This window comes from Enterococcus sp. DIV0236 (genome assembly GCF_050558525.1).
Taxonomy (GTDB): Bacteria; Bacillota; Bacilli; order Lactobacillales; family Enterococcaceae; genus Enterococcus; species Enterococcus faecalis.
Genome location: NZ_CP187891.1, coordinates 1113446 through 1131897, shown reverse-complemented (window position 1 = coordinate 1131897; position 18452 = coordinate 1113446). Strand labels below are relative to the sequence as shown.

The following is an 18452-nucleotide window of genomic DNA, read 5'->3' as shown; positions in this document are numbered from 1 at the left end:
AGACTTAATTAAATTGGTTGATAACAGGTTGGAACCATAACCAAATTATCATTGCTAGCACACTTATGCTTATTACTTTAATAATGATTAATTTCATAATTGCGACCTCTTCAAAGTAGAAAGGATTATCAACCACAAAAGAAATCAAAATGTTAATATCTGTTTTTTGTATAATGATAAATTGCCACAATATCCTTGTTATAAGTATTGATGCCGCAATAGAATTAACTCCAACACTTTTATTATTCATAATCAAAAAAAATAACAAGAATATTGCATCCGACGACATTCCAGAGGTGATCGCCGTGATTCTACCAAACCTACTCCACGTCCATACATGAGTCATAGGTATCGTAGCAACGGCTTTAACTATGTTTAAATTGATTTTCCTTGAATTCCTTGAAAATATAATGTGCATAAATTCATGAAAAGTTGTAGATACGATTGAGACAAGAATAGCAATTAGAAGAAATTTTAAAGGATTTGTAAACAAAACATTTACTGCACTTCCAAAAGGAGACCCCTTGATTACGAATAAAAATATGCTAATCGTAAACGCAACAATACCGTTAACATCAATCAGGAAAGAGGAGCTTTTAAATAAGATATTCTTAGGCTCGACAAATAGCGGCTTATAATCATCTCTCTGATCGGCTTTTTTTATCATAATTTTATTTTCAACTAATTCATTAAGTACCTCTTCTTCGATTAGTTCGGATGAATTAATTTGTCTCGCCACTTCATCACTCAACACTAATAGTTGATTTTCTTCTGATACATAAACCCAATCGCCATTGTTTAGCTTACGTTTTAACGTACGAGCTTCGGTATAGTCTCGGCCTATTTCTTCTCTTGATAATATTGAAATATTTCCCATTGGGAGACATCTCCTTTACCACAAGTTGGACATTCACTCTCAAACCTTGGCCAAGTTTTATGCGTGAACGAGTTTCCGTCCTCATAGTTAATTTCATATTGCGTTCCCAAACTTTTTGGCTCAGCATATCTTGTTACCACTCTTATTAACTCATCTACAATTGATGCTGTTAATTGAAAGATACCAGGACCATAAGCTATGGATGGGGGAGCAAATTGAATATTTCTAAAACCTACAAATTGTTCAACAAATTTAGGGTCATTTTTACTGAAGTTCAAATTCATGCAATCAAAGCATCCTGTTTTCTGGGGTATTACAGTGTATACTCTTCCTCGGCTAACCTGTGAGGCACCAAACACGCACGGCAAACCAACTTTTACAATAGCTTCATTCACAATTCTATGTATAAGGAAAGGGGGTTCATCAATAGCGCAAACAATGATATCTATTCCTTCTGTCAATTCAACAACATCATTCACATCTATTATTTTTTTATCTACAGTTTCAACGTTAATATTTGAGTTCATTTCATTAATGGATCTTTTAGCAACTACAGTTTTCTTCTCACCAATATCTGCTTCTCTATATAGTAATTGACGACCTAAATTACTTGCTTCAACTCGGTCATAGTCCACCATTCTGATCATCTTGGGGCCAAGACCCGCTAGTAAAGTTAGAATATTTGATCCTCCTCCACCAAGACCTAATAATAGTATTTTCAAGTTATTTATCTTTTCCTGTATTTCAAATCTATCATCATCAGCTTTACAGTACCTACTAAAGTAATTCACATTAGCTAAGTATCTATCTTCAATCATTCTACCAGGAAACGTCTCCTCGATTAGACCTTCATCATCATCAAATTCAATAGTGATTCCTAATTGGGCCCAACTCTAAATCTCTCTTTATTTAATTGATATAATGGATAGATTGGTTTTATTCTGGGATATTTATACTTCATTTTTTTCACTCCTTATTAAAAAAATGACGAGATATTTCTATCTCGTCTAACCGTTATTTGGTTATCAAATTAGATAATAATCCACCATGCTGTTGCATCAACTGTATCGGCTTTACGTACGTTAATTTTTTTCATTCCGCATCACTCCTTCCGCTAAACTTTTTATTGAAAAAGAAAATAAATTTCTCTTTCAGTATATCTATATAATAACTTTGACAATCATAAGTATTATTGATTGGTAATAACTAACAATTTCAATGTAACAATTTGCAAAACAACTGCTGATTTTGCAACTGTTTGATTAAAGCGTTGAACGGGTATATCTTATATTAGGTTACAGTTTAAAAAAGAAATGTAAAAAATGGACAAAAATGAACTACAGCCAAAAAAAAGAATAAAAGCAAATAAACTAGCAGCTATTATAAGTTTATTTTTTAACAATATTTATAGCGGGACAAACCATCTCACTTTTCTGGTATTCAGACTTGCTACTCTATTCAATATTTATTTGAATTGAGATGCTTTCACTAATTTTAATTTGAATTCTACCTGATAAGTTCATAAAAAATAACCTCCAAAAATTGTATTTTTCAGATACAACTTTTGGAGGTTAAAATATCTTACCTCAGCCTATTTCTTGGCATTTTTCTATACTTATCATTTCTCTACTTCTCTAAATAAAACTCAAATCGACTTCCTGCATACTGCGTACGAACATATTCAAAAGGTAGTCCGTTTTCAAAATAGGATACTTGGCGCACACGCAGAATCGCATCACCTCGTTTAATCTCTAAATATTCTGCGATCTGCTCCGATGCTTGAACAGCAGAGATTGTTTGGTTAGAGTGGCCAATTTTGTGGCCAGATTTGGCTTCAAGTGTTTTATAAAAAGAGTTCGTGATTTCAGATTTGCCATATTGCGAGACCAATGAATAAGGAATACTCGCCACCTCAAAACAAATCGGAATGTCATCCGCAAAACGAATTCTTTCCATTCGTAAAATTGAATCTTCTGGACCTAGTTGTAATTTTTCCATCTCACTAGAACTAGGTTTCGCTACAAAATAAGACACCGTCCGACTAGAAGGAACGCGATTTTGAGACAAGGTAATTTCTGTAAAACTAGTGGTACCTGTCATTGTTTCTTGAACTTTCTTACGTGCTACATATGTTCCTGAACCAATTTTTCGTTCTAAAATCCCTTCGTCTGCTAAAGTCTGAATGGCTTGGCGTAAGGTCATTCGACTAACATCAAATTTCAAGGCTAATTCTCGCTCAGAGGGCAAACGATCCCCGATACTCCAGACACCTTTTTCAATATCTTCTTTGATTTTATCGTGAATTTGAATATAAATTGGTATATTTTGAACCATTTACGCTTCCTCCTCTTCGTTCATCTCCTCTTCTATTATAACTGGTATAGACCGTGTAAACAACCAAAAAATGATAAATAAAAGAGGAATTGGAATTTTTATCAAAGTTGGTCTAGTTGCATGCTTTCTTTTTATAACAAAAACATTTGGCTTAGTCAGTAAAAAGTGACCAAGTCAAATGTTTTTAAACGAATTTCTATTAGTTATTATCTTTTTACATTTTCTTCTTTCAACAACTTGTTCGCTGTGGCCATCATCAAACGGATTCGGTTCAACTGATTGACCAAAGATACCCCTGGATCATAATCCACCGCCGCAATGTTTGCTTGCGGATATTGACGTCGTAGCTCTTTCACGACCCCTTTTCCAACAATATGGTTTGGTAAACATCCAAACGGCTGCATACAAACGATGTTATTCACCTCATGTTTTAAGAGCTCAATCATTTCAGCTGTTAAAAACCAACCTTCACCCGTATGATTACCAATTGATAAAATTTTACTTGCTTCTGCTGCCATATCATAAATGGAATGAATACCATCAAAACGGACAGATTTTCTCAATGCCTTATCCATTGGTTTTTCTACCAATTCAATGATTTTTATCGCAAATTCTGCTAAACGTTTGCTTTGTTTTGACATGCCCATATTTTCGTATTTCCAAATTTGATTGTACAATGAATAGTTCATAAAGCCAACAATATCTGGCACAACTGCTTCAGCACCTTCTTCTTCTAACAAACGCACAATATCATTATTCGCTGTCGGCGAATATTTCACTAAAATTTCCCCGACCACACCGACTTTTGGTTTTTTTATCTCTTGTAAAGGAATTTCATCAAACGTCCGAATAATTTTTTTCATGAAGTGATTAAATTGTGTCAGCGAACCATTCCGGACATTGGCTTCCACTCTTTTTAGCCAATCTTGGTGCAGTTGATCCACCATTCCTTTTTCTGTTTCATAAGGTCTTGTTCGATAAACTACTCGTTCGAATAAGTCACCATATAAAAAGGCAACTACTAAGCGCTTGATCATTGGCAACGTAAATTTAAATCCTGGATTGGATTCGACTCCTTTATTGCCCATCGAAACTGAAACTACAGGAACTTGAGAAAAACCAGCATCATTTAAGGCTTTTCGTAATAATGGAATGTAATTCGTTGCGCGACAACCGCCCCCTGTTTGCGTCATTAAGACACTGACATTATCCAAATCATATTGACCACTTTCCAAAGCTTCAACTAGTTGTCCGATGGAAATAATTGCTGGGTAACACGCATCATTATTGACATATTTTAACCCGACATTCACAGCTTCTTTGTCTTGAGCAGGCAAACAGACGACATGATACCCAGAAGCTTGTAATGCTACATCGACTAATCCAGATTGATGAATCGGGCTAAGCATTGGTAACAGTAAGGTATGTGTTTTTTTCATTTGTTTTGTAAACACAATTTTCTCCGGCTCTTCCATTTGCATATGCGGAACAAACTGTTGCTTCTCCCGCTCATTGACAGCCGCTTTCAAGGAGCGCAACCGAATACGAATTGCGCCCAAATTCGCGCCTTCATCGATTTTGAGGACTGTATAAATTTTGCCAGACCGATCCATGATTTCTTCTACTTGATCGGTTGTCACAGCATCTAAGCCGCAACCAAAGGAATTCAGTTGGACAAGTTCTAAATTTTTCGTCTTAGCCACTACTTTAGCCGCCGCATATAAGCGAGAATGATAGACCCATTGATTCACCACACGTAAATTCTGCACGTCTCCAAGATGCGAGATACTGTCTTCTGTCAAGACATGGAATCCTTCCTGTGTAATGACTTCGGCAATGCCGTGATTAATTTCTGGATCCAAGTGATACGGTCGTCCCGATAAGACAATTCCTCTCTGGCCTTTTTCAGTTAACATGGCTAACGTTTCTTCGCCTTTTTCTTGAATTTCTTTTTTAAAAGCTGCTAATTCTTGATAACCATGATGCAGCGCTGTTTGAATTTCTTCTAAGGAAATCCCTAAATCAGCAAAATTTTCAGCTAAAACTTTGGCAACTGCAGCTTCATTCGCTAAATTAAGATAGGGATTTCGATAATCCACTTGGCCCTCTCTGATGGCATCCACATTATTTCGAATGACATCTGGGTAGCTTTGCACAATTGGACAATTAAAATGATTATCTGCTTCCACTGTTTCTTGCTGTTCAAAAACAACACCAGGATAAAAGATGATTGGCACTTGCGCATCAATTAATGCTTGAATATGTCCATGCGCCATTTTCGCTGGGTAACAAACCGTATCACTGGGAATCGTTTCAAGGCCTTGTTCATAGATTTGCTTATTAGAACGTGGCGATAATTCGACCCGAAAGCCCAAGTCAGTAAAAAATGTATGCCACAAAGGATAATTTTCATACATGTTTAGGACTCTAGGGATACCCACGCGCCCACGAAACGCTTTATTTTCCCGCAAAGGTCGGTACTTAAATAACTTGCGGTACTTATAATCAACCAAATTTACTTTGCGTTCTTCTCGTTTAATTTTAATTCGTGCACCACGTTCACAGCGATTTCCCGTAATAAATTGGCGCCCGTCCGAAAACACTGTGACCGTTAATTGACAATTGTTTTCACACAAGCCGCAATGAGTAAATTCCTTTTCAGAGGTAAATGCCGCTAACTCTTCTAAAGAAAGAAGCGTGGTTTCTTCCCCAATTTCATAAGCGTCCAAAGCAATCAGCGCTGCTCCATAGGCCCCCATCAAACCAGCAATAGATGGACGAACCACTTCACGACCGCTAATTTTTTCAAAAGCTCTCAAGACCGCTTCATTGTAAAATGTTCCTCCCTGGCAGACAATCTTTTCTCCCAACTCTTCAGGTCGGCGAACCTTAATGACTTTATAAATGGCATTTTTGATGACTGAATAAGATAGTCCAGCAGAAATATTGCCGACAGAGGCCCCTTCTTTTTGAACTTGTTTCACTTTTGAGTTCATAAAAACAGTACACCGAGAACCTAAATCAACAGGCGCTTGCGATTCTAAAGCCGCCAAAGCAAAATCCTTCACATTATATTTTAAAGATTGCGCAAAGGTTTCGATAAAAGAACCGCACCCAGAAGAACAAGCTTCATTTAATTGAATGGAGGAAAGCACGCCATTTTTAATGGTCATCGCTTTCATATCTTGCCCCCCGATGTCCAAAATAAAATCCACACCTGGCTGAAAATGGTTGGCTGCTTTGTAATGGGCCATCGTTTCAACTTCACCAATATCGACTTTTAACGCATTTTTTATTAGCTGTTCTCCATATCCTGTAACAGCCGCTTTTCCGATAAAAACTTCTTCAGGCAGTTGTTGATAAAGTGATTTCAGTACTGTCATGGTGGTTTCTAAAGGTTGCCCTTGGTTATTACCATAAAAAGAAAACAACAAATGGCCATCTTCATCAATCAATGCGACTTTTGTCGTTGTGGAGCCTGCATCAATCCCTAAAAAGGTCACGCCAGTATGTTGAGATAAAGGTTTCTCCTTTGCTTGGGCTTGCGCGTGTCTTTCTCGAAAATCTGCTAAATCTTCTGCGCTGTTAAATAACGGTGGTAACGTGTCGCTCGGCTGTAAATCAGTAGCCTGGCTGTTCACTAAGCGCTGAATTAATTCTTCCAATGTACATTCGGCTGCATCTTCTGAATAAAGTGCTGCACCCATTGCTACAAACAGTTGCGGTTGTTCTGGAAAAATAACATCTTCTGGCTGAATTGCTAAGGTTTCAACAAACCGTTTTCTCAATTCTGACATGAAAAATAAAGGTCCCCCTAAAAATGCTACTTTACCTTTAATTTTGCGACCAGCAGCTAACCCGGCGATTGTTTGATTAACTACCGCTTGAAAAATACTCGCCGCGATATCTTCTTTCGCTGCTCCTTCATTGATTAAAGGTTGAACATCCGTTTTAGCAAAAACCCCACAGCGGGAAGCAATCGGATAAATAGTTTGATAATTCTTCGCCAATTCATTCACTCCATTGGCATCCGTTTTAAGTAAAACAGCCATTTGATCGATGAAGGCGCCTGTCCCACCTGCACAACTACCATTCATTCGTTGCTCTAAAGCACCATCAAAAAAAGTGATTTTTGCATCTTCTCCGCCAAGTTCAATAGCAACATCCGTTTCTGGTATTATTGTTTCAACAGTTCGTGTACACGCGATAACCTCTTGAACAAAGGGAATCCCTAATACCTCAGCCAGCCCCATACCACCAGAGCCAGTTATGCTCATTGTCACAGGTTGGTCTGCACCGATCCTTGCTAGCCCTTCTTTTAAAATGCGTTCCGTTGCTGCTTTGACATCTGAAAAATGGCGTTCATATTTTGTAAAAATAGGCTGATTTTGTTTATTTAAAAATACTAATTTTACTGTCGTTGACCCAACATCAATCCCTGCTCTCATAACCATCAATTAAAATACCCCTTCATTTCCCAACAGTTTGTTGATTATTATACAAACTGTTTGTTATAATAGATATACCTATTTTAGAAAGGTTCTAAATGATTTGCAACAAGCAATTTACCCTATTTTGTGAGATAAACAACAAAGTTTCCGCGAATGTTGACTATCTCGAAAGGAATTTATGATGGCAAAGAAAACAGACCTTAGAGTACAACGAACCAGAAAAATGATTATTGAAGCTTTTTTTAAACTTGTAGAAACGAAAGGCTACGAAGCGGTGACGATTCAGGATATTGCTGATGAAGCTATGATTAATCGTGCGACTTTTTATGCTCACTTTAAAGACAAACAGCATTTATATGATGCAATCTTCACCTTTACGCTTAGTGCTTTTACCGCTATTCTTGATTCGCAACAACTGGTTAATGGCAACCGTGTCCGCGTGAAGCACATTGAAGAACTTCTGACGCAACTCTATATTAATATTCAAGAGAACAAATCTTTCTTCTTAACTATCATGGACAATAATTTCAACGAACACTTTCGAAAACGCTTAGCTGAAATTATCGAAGAAAAATATGCGACGATTTTTTCGCAGTTGCGTATCACCGAAAATGATATTGATGTACCGATAGATTTTGTTATTGAATACATGACCTCTATCTTCATCGGTACCCTTCATTGGTGGATTACTAGCGAGACGGATATGACACCCAACCACTTAGCCCAATTAGTTATCAAATTAGTTGGTAATGGGCATTTAACTGTCTTAGGCATCGAATTAGAAAAATAAAAATACCGGAGTAGACAATAATGTTGTCTGCTCCGGTGTTTCTTTTAAAGACGAGTTAGTTTTTTGAACGCCATTTGATATTGTGGGCTGTATTTCTTGAAGAAGTGACTTTAACACCACTTTTGATGTTGCCTTTTTTACGAGGAATTAAGTCAACTTTGACATCATACTTACCATCGCGTGCTAAATCGTAAACATTTTCAACCATTTCTGTAATTTTTTCTTTAAAGTTCATTCTTATCAACTCCAGACTATTCTTTCTTAATACTTTAGCATATTCTTATATAAATGAAAACTTTTCTAGCCTGTACATGAGGAAAATCTTACCTCATTTTTGTTATATAATTATACAAAAAAAGAACATCTCTCTACCAGAAATGTTCTGAAAACTGGGGTAGCTGGATTCGAACCAACGCATGACGGAGTCAAAGTCCGTTGCCTTACCGCTTGGCTATACCCCAAAAAAGAAAATGGAGGAAAGTGGATTCGAACCACTGAACCCTAAGGAACGGATTTACAGTCCGTCGCGTTTAGCCACTTCGCTATTCCTCCAAAAAGTCATTGTCGCTGTAACGACCTGACTTAGTTATAATACAATCTTTTCCAGAAAAAAGCAACCCTTTTTTTAAAAAAATTGTTATTTATTTTTTATTCACTTAAATTCCATTGACGAATAATTGTTTCAAAGGCTTCGTCCAGATTTTTTGCTGTACCTTCTTGCTTGCCATCAATTTCAATGATGAATTTTTTATCATTTTGCGGAATGACACGACCGATTTCTTTTTTACCAATAAATAATTTGTTCATTAAAACATTTGCTCCATTGTATTGGGCTTTTTCTTCTTCGACACGTACTTCAATATCTTTATTCTTTTTTGACATCTCTATCCCTCCAAGAACTCTATGTTATCAGAATCTTTGAAACAAAACAAGCACTCGCTATTTCTCTGTCAGATTGCTCGTTTATCGTTTCAATGCAGCATTAAGGAGTAACGAAATGCGATTCGCTACTCCTCAAAGACTGATTTCTATTCTTTTTCTGAACCTTCTGTTGCATGATAGTTCACGCTATTTGAGGTACCTTTTTTAGAAAAGTTTTCAATTAGCTCTTTCACGTCGAGGCCCGTTGTTTCTTTTAGTGTTTCTTGTGTACCAGCCAACAAGTTTGTTGCATAATTGGTAATACGGTTGGCGCCAGAATTTTCGCCACCTGCGCCTGTATCTACCACTGAAATCTTGTCGATGTTGCCCAATGGTTGTGCTGCTTCTTTCATTAATTGTGGCAACATTTCCATCACCATACTTAACACAGCTGCTTCACCATATTCTTTGAAGGCATCAGCAATCTTTTGTTTGGCTTCGGCTTCCGCTGCACCACGAGCTAAAATAGCTTCGGCTTGCGCTTGACCTGTTAAACGCGTTTTGTTGGCTTCCGCTTCGGCTAATGCTTCAACTTTGAAGCGTTCTGCTTCGGCTTCTGCCACTTCGCGTGCCTTTTGAGCAAGAGCTTCTTGTTCGCGTGCATAACGATCTGCATCGGCTTTTTTCTTCACTTCTGAGTCGTATTGTTTTTCACGACGCGTAATTTCTTTTTCTTCTAACTCAATTTGTTTTTGACGTTCAACGACTTTGACTTCCATTTCTTGTTCCACCACGTGTTGTTGTGCACGCGCGCTTTCCAAGTTATAGGCTTGGTCTGCTTTGGCTTTGGCAATGTCTTGTTCTTGTTTGTATAACGCTAATTTCAATTCTTTTTCTTTTGAAGCTTCTGCAATTTCTGTTTGACGTTGCAATTCCGCTTGTTGTGATTCTTTTTCTGCTTCCGCTTTTTTGATGCGAGTTTCTTTCAAGGCTTCTGCTTCTGCAATATCTGCATCACGTTTAACTTGAGCGATTCTTGGTTTCCCTAATGAATCCAAGTATCCATTTTTATCACGAACTTCTTTAATTGTGAACGACACAATAACTAAGCCCATTTTAGCTAAGTCAACACTGGCAACTTCTTGTACACTTTGGCTAAATTTATCACGATTTTGGTAAATTTCTTCCACTGTCATTGAACCTAAAATCGAACGTAAATGTCCTTCTAATACTTCACGTGCTTCATTTTCTAATTCTTCTGTTGTTTTTCCTAAAAATTGTTCCGCTGCTGTCGCAATTTCTTCAACTGACGAACCAATTTTAATGATTGATGTCCCATCACACATCACAGGAACCCCTTGTTCTGTGTACACTTCTGGTGTAGAAACATCTAATTTGCTTGAAAGCAAACTAATTCGATTTGAACGTTGGAACACTGGTAAGACAAACGCACCACCGCCCCGAACGATTTTAATTTTGTTGCCACCTTCGTCTACATGAACATTTTTAGAGCCTAGATAGCTCCCGCTGATAATTAACGCTTCATCAGGTTTGGCTGTCTGATATTTAGAAACAAACACAATTAATAACATTAATAATACTAAAACTGCAATAATAATCGGTAACAAAATCCCCATTTTCTTCTCTCCTACTCTATATTTTTAGACTGCCTTCGTAAGGAATGACATAACAAACCCGTTCTTTCAATTCAATAATCAATACCTCACTACCTCTTGGCGCAGCCACTTCTTGTGGCACATAAAATGCTGCTGGTCGACTTAACGAACCTGTGACACTCTTCAATTGAATCTCGCCCATTCCCCGGACAGGAATTGGGGTAATCACAGTAGCAACACGCCCCTCCATGTCTTTTTCCGAAATAGAAATTGTGGCCTCTGAATTTTTCAAAGGGACCAACACATAAAAATTTAGGAAGAAAACAATAATGGTTGAAAGAATACCACTGACAATTAAAATAAGCCAACTATTCACCGCTGTTAATTCTTCCCCAAGGTACCCAAACAGCGAGGTAAAAGCAATCCATGGAATAATCAGCATTGGGTCCACCGGTCCATCAAAATTAAAAACATCCCCAAAAATAATTAGTAAAAAAGCGAGGACCGCGCTCCCCACTAATGCATAAAAATAAACCGTTTCCAATGGTAGACCTTCTAACACTTTTCCCACACTCCTTTCTGTGCTATAACCTAGTAATAGTGTACCAATTTTTAAATAAAAAGAGTAGTAATTTCCAAATAAATCTCAAAAGATACATCTTAAGACCTATTTTTTCTTAATAAAAGAAGCAACAATAAACGAGCAGCCCTAGAATTATCGAACTTCTACGGACTCCTCGTTTTTTAAAATGTTCTATTCATTTGATTTTAACGCTTCAATCATATTGATTTTCTTCAATTTCCGATGCATAATGACCATCACAAACAACGTGAAACACATGGTGATGACTGCGGAATACAGATAACTTGGCCAATGAATAATTGGCGAAAACATAATTAAATCAACTTCAACGGTTGCTAAAATATACTGATGCAAAATTTTCCCAAAGAAGCAGCCAACAATAATACCAATGAACGTTAAAATAATGTTTTCACGGTAAACATAGGTGGTGACTTCACGATCGTAAAACCCTAAAACCTTAATCGTGGAAAGTTCTCGAATCCGTTCAGAAACATTAATGTTGGTTAAATTATATAACACAATTAACGCTAAAGAACCAGAAACAGCAATTAGTACCCAAATGACAATATCAAGGCTTTTCAGCATATCATCAAACGAACCTTTCATCGCAGTTAAAAACGTAATGTTCAACACTTTCGGCTGTTTTGTCAACGCCTCTCCGATTGAGGTTTCTTGTTTTGAGGATAACTTTTTGTCAAAAAGTAGGAATTCTGTATTATACTCCGGCTTCTGTTTCGTCATCGTCTGGTAGAGTTTCGGCGTCATATAGACAAAATGACCCGTGTAGTTCTCTGCAATCGCGGCAATTTTCACGTGATAGGTTTGATTATCACTATTTTCTAAATTTAATTGATCTCCGACTTTATAGCCAAATAATTTAGCTAATTTTTCATTAATGATTACACCGTCATCGTTGAGGGAATATTTTTCTCCAGTGACTCGATCATTAAATAATTGAAAATCAGCCATTTTCGAAGGATCTTGTGGCACATAAAGAGTAATATTTTGAGTTGGTGCGCCTTTGCCCTTCGTTTTAAAGATTTCTGAATATAACGGAATTGTTTTATTCAAACCATCCATTTTGCGCAACGTTTCTTGATACTCTTTTGTCTCTTCAGGTGTTGTTTGCTCTTTAAAAGTCACGACTGCTTGGTAATGCCAGATTTTATTAAATTGAATTGTAGCGACATCCACAATTGAATCGCGTAAACCAAAACCAACAATTAACAGCCCCATACAACCAGCTATTCCGATAACGGTCATCAGCATCCGTCGTTTATAGCGGAACAGATTTCTAGCGGTCACTTTTTGAATAAAGCTCATGCGTTGCCATAAAGGGCGGATTCGTTCTAGTAAAATCCGTTGACCTGATTTCGGCGCTTTGGGTCTTAGCAAGGTAGCTGGGGTACTTAATAAATCGATTCTTAATGTCACTAAGGCCGCTCCCACAGTACAAGCTAAGGCTACAATGATGCCCCATAAACTGTAATTTAAGTACCACGGTGTAACTAAATCAGGAATATTGTACATTTGACCGTAGGCATCAAAAATTATTTTAGGGAATAGATAATAGCCAACTGCCAATCCTAATAATGAACCTGTTAGGCTAGCAACCGTTGCATAGGTAATAAAAATCGAAGCAATTTCACGATTACGATAACCTAAAGCTTTCAAACTACCAATTTCCATTCTTTTTTCTTCCACCATACGTGTCATGGTAGTTAAGCTGACTAATGCCGCAATTAGGAAAAAGAACAACGGGAATAGCGTGGCTAAAGAAGAAATCCGATCAGCGTTATCTTGATATTCAGAAAATCCTGGATTGTCTTCCCTGGTAAAATAATAATACGTTGGGGCTTTCAAATTGGCTAGCTCTGTTTCTTTTTCAGCCAACAGTTGTTCCTGTTTAGCCAATTCGTCTTTTTGCTTTTCAAGCATCTCAGCTGGAATTCCTGGTTGTTGCTCCAACTGCGCAAGTGCTTGTTTTCCCGTTTCCAGCGCTTGCCGACCTTGGTTAATGTCCGGCTGAGCCGAATCACGCAGAGCCGCAACCTGTTCTTCTGGCCGATTTTTCAGTGCCTCTTTTACCTGATTTAAGGCCTGCTCTCTTTTCTTTTCATAATCAGAGGAATACGTATTTTGATGTTTTAATGAACGAAATGAGATTAGCAATTCTGGATACCGTTGACTGTCAAAGGCTTTTTCCGAAACCACGCCAAAAAAGTTTAACGTTCCAGAACCGACCGTTGTGGTTCCCCTGGATGTATTATCAATATATTCTGGTGAATTGATAAATCCGACAACAGTAAAATGGGTTTGCGTCAGTCCTTTTTCTTTAATCGCTGCATCGTTTAAAGTGATTTTATCACCCATTTTATAGTCATATCTAGTTTTCGCTAATGTATCTAATGCAATTTCATTTGTTTGTTTAGGTAACCGACCGTCAACTACTTGATAGTTAAGCGATCCTGCTTGATTTTTTCGATAGCCAAACAATTTTACTGCATTATTTTGCGGCCCAATCGTGGCATCTATTGTATACCGCGGCACAACTGTTTCGACATCTTTTAAAGACTGTAGAGTTGTTAAATCTTTCTTTTCCAGTCCCATTGTAGAAATTATTCGCGCATCTGGAAGCTGCTCTTTCTGGTAATAATTATTCGCGGTTTTAATCATATCTGGTCCAGTAGCTTTCAAACCAACAAAAACCATTACACCAAGGAAAATAATCCCCATAATCGATAAAAATCGTGTAGTAGATTGTCTAATTTCACGTAAGCTTGTTTTAATTAGCGCTGTTTTCTTCATTTTAGGCACCTACCATTCAATTTCAGCAACCAATTTAGGCTGATCATTCACAGTCATTTCGCGAACTTTCGCATCATTAATTCGAATTACCCGATCGGCCATTTCTGCAATGGCTGAATTGTGGGTAATAATTAAGACGGTCGTTCCAGTTTCACGAGCAGTATTTTGCAAAATAGTTAAAATTTGTTTCCCTGTTTCATAATCCAGTGCTCCTGTCGGTTCATCACATAAAAGTAACTTGGGCTTTTTAGCAATCGCACGGGCGATGGTCACTCGTTGTTGTTCACCACCAGAAAGTTGCGCTGGAAAATTATCTAAACGTTCCCCTAAACCCACCGATTGTAAAACAGTGGTCGAATCCAACGCATCCGCAACGATTTGCGAAGCCAATTCGACATTTTCTTTTGCCGTTAAATTTGGGACTAAATTGTAAAATTGGAAAACAAACCCGACATCATTGCGTCGATAAGTGGTTAATTGTTTCTCTGAAAACTGAGCGATATCTGTGCCATCAATAATAATTTCCCCTTCATCACAGCTGTCCATTCCACCAAGAATATTTAAAACAGTTGATTTTCCAGCACCGCTGGGGCCTAAAATAACCGCTACTTCTCCTTTTTCCACTTCAAAAGAAATGCCGTCATTCGCAGTAATAGTTGTCTCTCCCATTTGGTAACGCTTGTATTCATTTTTGACTTCAATATAGGCCATCCACTATCCCTTCCCTTCTACATTAAAATAGTAACATATCTGAGAAAACAAGTCTTTCAAAGAAAAGCCTTTTTTGATTTTTTAGCAAATTTACGTATAATAGAAAAGATGGTCCACTTAAATTTGGACTATTGCAAGTATAAAATTAGAGGAGCACGTTATGGCAAACAGAAAGAAGAAACCACCATTTAATTCAACCATCATGCTGATTGGCGCATTAATCATTTTAATTTTAGGCGCGGTTGGCATTAAAGTTCCTGATGCTTTACAAGATTTATTTAATGTTCAACCACAAACAACCACCCCCTCAAGCACACCAGCACCAAAAGGAGATAATCCTGGACCCATTGAAAATGGTAAAGCCACATTTTCAGCAGAGGAATTAAAGGATAACTCAAACGGCTGGATTACTTATCATTCTCTAGATCGTCTAAAACGAGCGACAGGCGCTGATGCGCTATTAAAACCCGCAATGGTCAATACAGGAACTTCCGCTAATAAAGATATTCGACCAGCTGGTTTCATTTCAGGAAAAGCTAATCATTCGCGTGGCCACCTAATCGGCCGTCAAATGGGAGGCAGTGGTGATGATCCACGTAACTTAACCACCTTGTATCAGAATCCTGTCAACACTCCTTATATGACGAAATATGAAAATCAGATTCGGGCAGCTCTTGATCGCGGCGAAAACGTTCGCTATCGCGTGACACCTGTATATAACGGAAACGATTTGTTGGCTGAAAAAATCATCTTAGAAGCCAAAAGCCTTAAAACAAATTCACCCATTGATTTTTCAGTAACTATTTTAAACAAACAATAAGGAGGAACTTTCATTGGATTTTGAACAGCTAAAAGAAACATTACCCGATGCAAAACCACAAACATTTTTGCAAGCAATCCTCTCTCAACCTCAAGAAGAGGATGCTGAATTAACTTTCAGTGAAGAAATTGATGAACAGTTTGTCGAAAATTGTAAATTTTTAGCCTCTCCGGAAACCATTTCTGAAACAGATGTGGAACATTGGCGCGAACAAGAATTTTTAGTTGTCGCCCAAAGTTTAGATGGCGATTATCTAGCAGGCACCCTAGAGCAAACCTTTGTGATTCCTAGCTCCCTTTACAAAGAGGATATTGAGCAATTTGACAAGCAATTAATCGATTTTTTTATTGCCTATGAAAACAAAGAAATCACTTCTGCGATTTTACCAAAAGAATTATAAAAAAAGCTTGCGGATAAATTTCCGCAAGCTTTTTCTTGTGTCTTATGCTCGATAACGTTCTACGCCATCTAAATAAGTGGCTGCTAATTCCATGGTTGGTTCTAATACGATAAAGTCAGCATCGCGACCATTTGCAATCATGCCACATTGATCATCAATTTTACAGCTGATCGCAGGAACTAATGAAGCCATCATAATTGCTTGTGCAGGTGTTGCAATACCCCAATCAACTACATTTTTAATTGCTTCTTTTAGTTTTAAAATACTTCCTGCTAAGTTCCCAGTATCCAAACGAGCCGTTCCTTCTGCTACCACAACAGGAAATTCACCTAAATTGTAGTTGCCATCTGGCATACCGCCAGCCATCATGCAGTCTGTAATTAACGCAACGTGATCATGGCCCGCTTTTTCCATCAATACTTCAGCCGCTTGCGGATGTACATGGTGTCCATCACAAATTAATTCAGAGAAAACGTGTTGTAACGTTAACAATGCACCAACCATCCCTGGTTCACGGTGATTTAAGCCACGCATCCCATTATATGCATGAACAAAAACGCTAGCGCCTGCTTCAACTGCCACATCAGCTTCTTCTAAGGTCGCATTACTATGGCCTAAAGCAACAACGACACCTTCATCTGTAACGGTTTCAACAAATTCTTTCACACCATTACGTTCTGGTGCCAACGCAATTTTCTTAATAATTCCGCCTGAAGCTTCTTGCCATTCGTGGAATGTATCAAGGTCTGGATCTCCAAAATAACTTGGATTTTGTGCGCCTTTATGTTCTTCAGTAAAGAAAGGTCCTTCAAAGTAAATCCCTTGAATTTTTGCACCAGGTACTTCTTGGTAGACTTGACCAATCGTACGTGCAACGTCTGTTAAACGTTCTTTACTTGAAGTTAATGTTGTTGGTAAAAATGAAGTTACACCACAAGATAATAAGCCTTCAGACATCACTTTAATGCCTTCTGCATCGTTATCCATTACGTCATGATTCATGTAACCATGAATATGAGTATCCACTAAACCTGGGGCAATCCATTTGCCTTCCTCACGAATAATTTTTACGTCCCCTTGCGGTTCATCTTTTGTATAATTACCAAAGATACCATCCGTGATTTCTAAATAACCAGGTCCTTTAACATCGCTTTTTAAAAAGAACTTGTCTGCAAAGATAAATGTTTTCATCTTCATCCTTCTTTCTTTATTTTACTTACTTCAAAAGTACTCTTAATCAGTACAAAAGTCAAGAAATGGTGTAGACCTTTTAAGCAATTCTGAGGATTTTTTAAAGATTGCCACTTTCCACATTTTTCATTTGTTGTGCTAAGTTCAGATAACGTTCTGCTTCTTCATGTTTATTCTTTCTCATTAAAACTAAATATTTTAGATTTAATAATTCACTTAAATAATAATAACTATTTTTTTTGCGGGCCCAAGTAATTCCTTGATCCACATAAATTTCGGCATCTTTTTCTGTATAATTTTTGAATAAGAAATCAGCATAATTAAAAAATATTTTCGTTAATTCTGCATTACTGCGTTCATTTGGCAATTGATTAAAATAATGAATACTCAAACTTAAAAATCGTTCTGCTTCTACTCGATTGCCCATGTAACCATAAGTAGCACCTAGACAACTAATTAATTGAATCTCTAAATCAGAAACATTTAACTTATCAGCTTTATAGGTGAAAGATAACCCTTTACGCAAGCTAGCAATAGCTTTTTCATAATCATTTAGAACAAACAATTCACAACTACCTAAATAATAATAATATTTTTGCCAGTCCGTATCTAAATACAATTGTTCTTCAATACGATTTTCCTTTAAATAATTTAATAATAATTGATATTTTTTATGGCGAAAATATTCAGCCATTTTTTCAAATGAATACGTAACAACGTGCACATCACCAGATTTATAACGCATAATCTGGTCAACAGTCACACCTAAACGATCACAAAGTTGTTGCATTACGAGAACGTTTGGCAACTCTTCATTGTTTTCAATGCGACTTAAAACACTTTGCGAACAGATGTCTTCTGATAACATTTTCTGTGTCAATTTTCTATTTTTTCTAATTTCTTTAATAACTGCACCTAAAGAATTCATCACAATAGCTCCTATTTATATCGGCCATTTTCCTTGCAAAATGGGGATTTTGTCAAAATATGCGAATTCGCATTATGCTTTT

At 37.3% G+C, this 18452-nt stretch carries 14 protein-coding genes, 2 tRNA genes and 1 pseudogene; 3 read left to right on the top strand and 14 right to left on the bottom strand.

The features are described 5' to 3' along the window. Positions 1–4: 4 nt before the first annotated feature. The 4 genes and pseudogenes from IGK27_RS05610 to IGK27_RS05595 all read right to left on the bottom strand — a co-directional run bounded on the left by IGK27_RS05610 (position 5) and on the right by IGK27_RS05595 (position 7665). The gene (locus IGK27_RS05610; RefSeq protein WP_010777592.1) at positions 5–877 is read right to left on the bottom strand and encodes a hypothetical protein; all 873 of its coding nucleotides are present in this window, start codon (positions 875–877) and stop codon (positions 5–7) included. Beyond that, positions 841–1838, bottom strand: a pseudogene (locus IGK27_RS05605) (ThiF family adenylyltransferase). Before IGK27_RS05605 ends, IGK27_RS05610 begins: the two are co-directional and overlap by 37 nt. Before the next feature lie 665 nt (positions 1839–2503). Continuing rightward, positions 2504–3211, bottom strand: coding sequence for a GntR family transcriptional regulator (locus IGK27_RS05600; protein WP_002357800.1), 708 nt, complete (start codon positions 3209–3211; stop codon positions 2504–2506). A 206-nt stretch (positions 3212–3417) separates the two neighbouring features. Beyond that, positions 3418–7665: an acyl-CoA dehydratase activase-related protein gene (locus IGK27_RS05595; RefSeq protein ID WP_430596438.1), complete on the bottom strand. Its 4248-nt coding sequence runs from the start codon at positions 7663–7665 to the stop codon at positions 3418–3420. Positions 7666–7840: 175 nt separating this feature from the next. Here IGK27_RS05595 and IGK27_RS05590 point away from each other — a divergent pair, with 175 nt between their 5' ends. Then, the gene (locus tag IGK27_RS05590) at positions 7841–8452 is read left to right on the top strand and encodes a TetR/AcrR family transcriptional regulator (protein WP_002357803.1); all 612 of its coding nucleotides are present in this window, start codon (positions 7841–7843) and stop codon (positions 8450–8452) included. 55 nt (positions 8453–8507) lie between these two features. Here the strand turns inward: IGK27_RS05590 and IGK27_RS05585 are convergent, their stop codons facing one another. The 8 genes from IGK27_RS05585 to IGK27_RS05550 form a co-directional block, all read right to left on the bottom strand. Beyond that, positions 8508–8687, bottom strand: coding sequence for a hypothetical protein (locus IGK27_RS05585; protein ID WP_002357804.1), 180 nt, complete (start codon positions 8685–8687; stop codon positions 8508–8510). A gap of 154 nt (positions 8688–8841) precedes the next feature. Continuing rightward, positions 8842–8913: transfer RNA gene (locus IGK27_RS05580), tRNA-Gln, on the bottom strand. 10 nt (positions 8914–8923) lie between these two features. After that, positions 8924–9004, bottom strand: a tRNA-Tyr gene (locus IGK27_RS05575). A 96-nt stretch (positions 9005–9100) separates the two neighbouring features. Then, positions 9101–9334, bottom strand: a complete 234-nt coding sequence (locus IGK27_RS05570; protein WP_002357806.1) for a DUF2969 domain-containing protein — start codon at positions 9332–9334, stop codon at positions 9101–9103. A gap of 146 nt (positions 9335–9480) precedes the next feature. Further along, positions 9481–10950, bottom strand: a complete 1470-nt coding sequence (locus IGK27_RS05565; RefSeq protein ID WP_002357808.1) for a flotillin family protein — start codon at positions 10948–10950, stop codon at positions 9481–9483. Positions 10951–10966: 16 nt separating this feature from the next. Further along, complete coding sequence (locus IGK27_RS05560; protein WP_002357809.1) at positions 10967–11500, bottom strand: hypothetical protein; 534 nt, start codon at positions 11498–11500, stop codon at positions 10967–10969. Positions 11501–11683: 183 nt separating this feature from the next. Further along, on the bottom strand, positions 11684–14320 hold the full coding sequence (locus tag IGK27_RS05555) for an FtsX-like permease family protein (RefSeq protein ID WP_033626446.1): 2637 nt from the start codon (positions 14318–14320) through the stop codon (positions 11684–11686). 9 nt (positions 14321–14329) lie between these two features. After that, complete coding sequence (locus IGK27_RS05550) at positions 14330–15031, bottom strand: ABC transporter ATP-binding protein (protein WP_002360463.1); 702 nt, start codon at positions 15029–15031, stop codon at positions 14330–14332. Between the two features lie 160 nt (positions 15032–15191). On the opposite strand from IGK27_RS05550, the gene IGK27_RS05545 reads away from it, so the two are divergent. Beyond that, positions 15192–15851: a DNA/RNA non-specific endonuclease gene (locus tag IGK27_RS05545; protein ID WP_430596435.1), complete on the top strand. Its 660-nt coding sequence runs from the start codon at positions 15192–15194 to the stop codon at positions 15849–15851. A gap of 13 nt (positions 15852–15864) precedes the next feature. Further along, positions 15865–16251 (top strand): hypothetical protein, encoded by a 387-nt coding sequence (locus tag IGK27_RS05540; RefSeq protein WP_002357813.1) that lies wholly within the window; start codon positions 15865–15867, stop codon positions 16249–16251. Between the two features lie 42 nt (positions 16252–16293). Here IGK27_RS05540 and nagA read toward each other — a convergent pair whose 3' ends face one another. Both nagA and IGK27_RS05530 read right to left on the bottom strand, forming a co-directional pair. Then, on the bottom strand, positions 16294–17442 hold the full coding sequence (nagA, locus tag IGK27_RS05535; RefSeq protein WP_002357814.1) for an N-acetylglucosamine-6-phosphate deacetylase: 1149 nt from the start codon (positions 17440–17442) through the stop codon (positions 16294–16296). A 100-nt stretch (positions 17443–17542) separates the two neighbouring features. Further along, on the bottom strand, positions 17543–18370 hold the full coding sequence (locus IGK27_RS05530; RefSeq protein ID WP_002381942.1) for a helix-turn-helix domain-containing protein: 828 nt from the start codon (positions 18368–18370) through the stop codon (positions 17543–17545). Positions 18371–18452 lie beyond the last annotated feature (82 nt).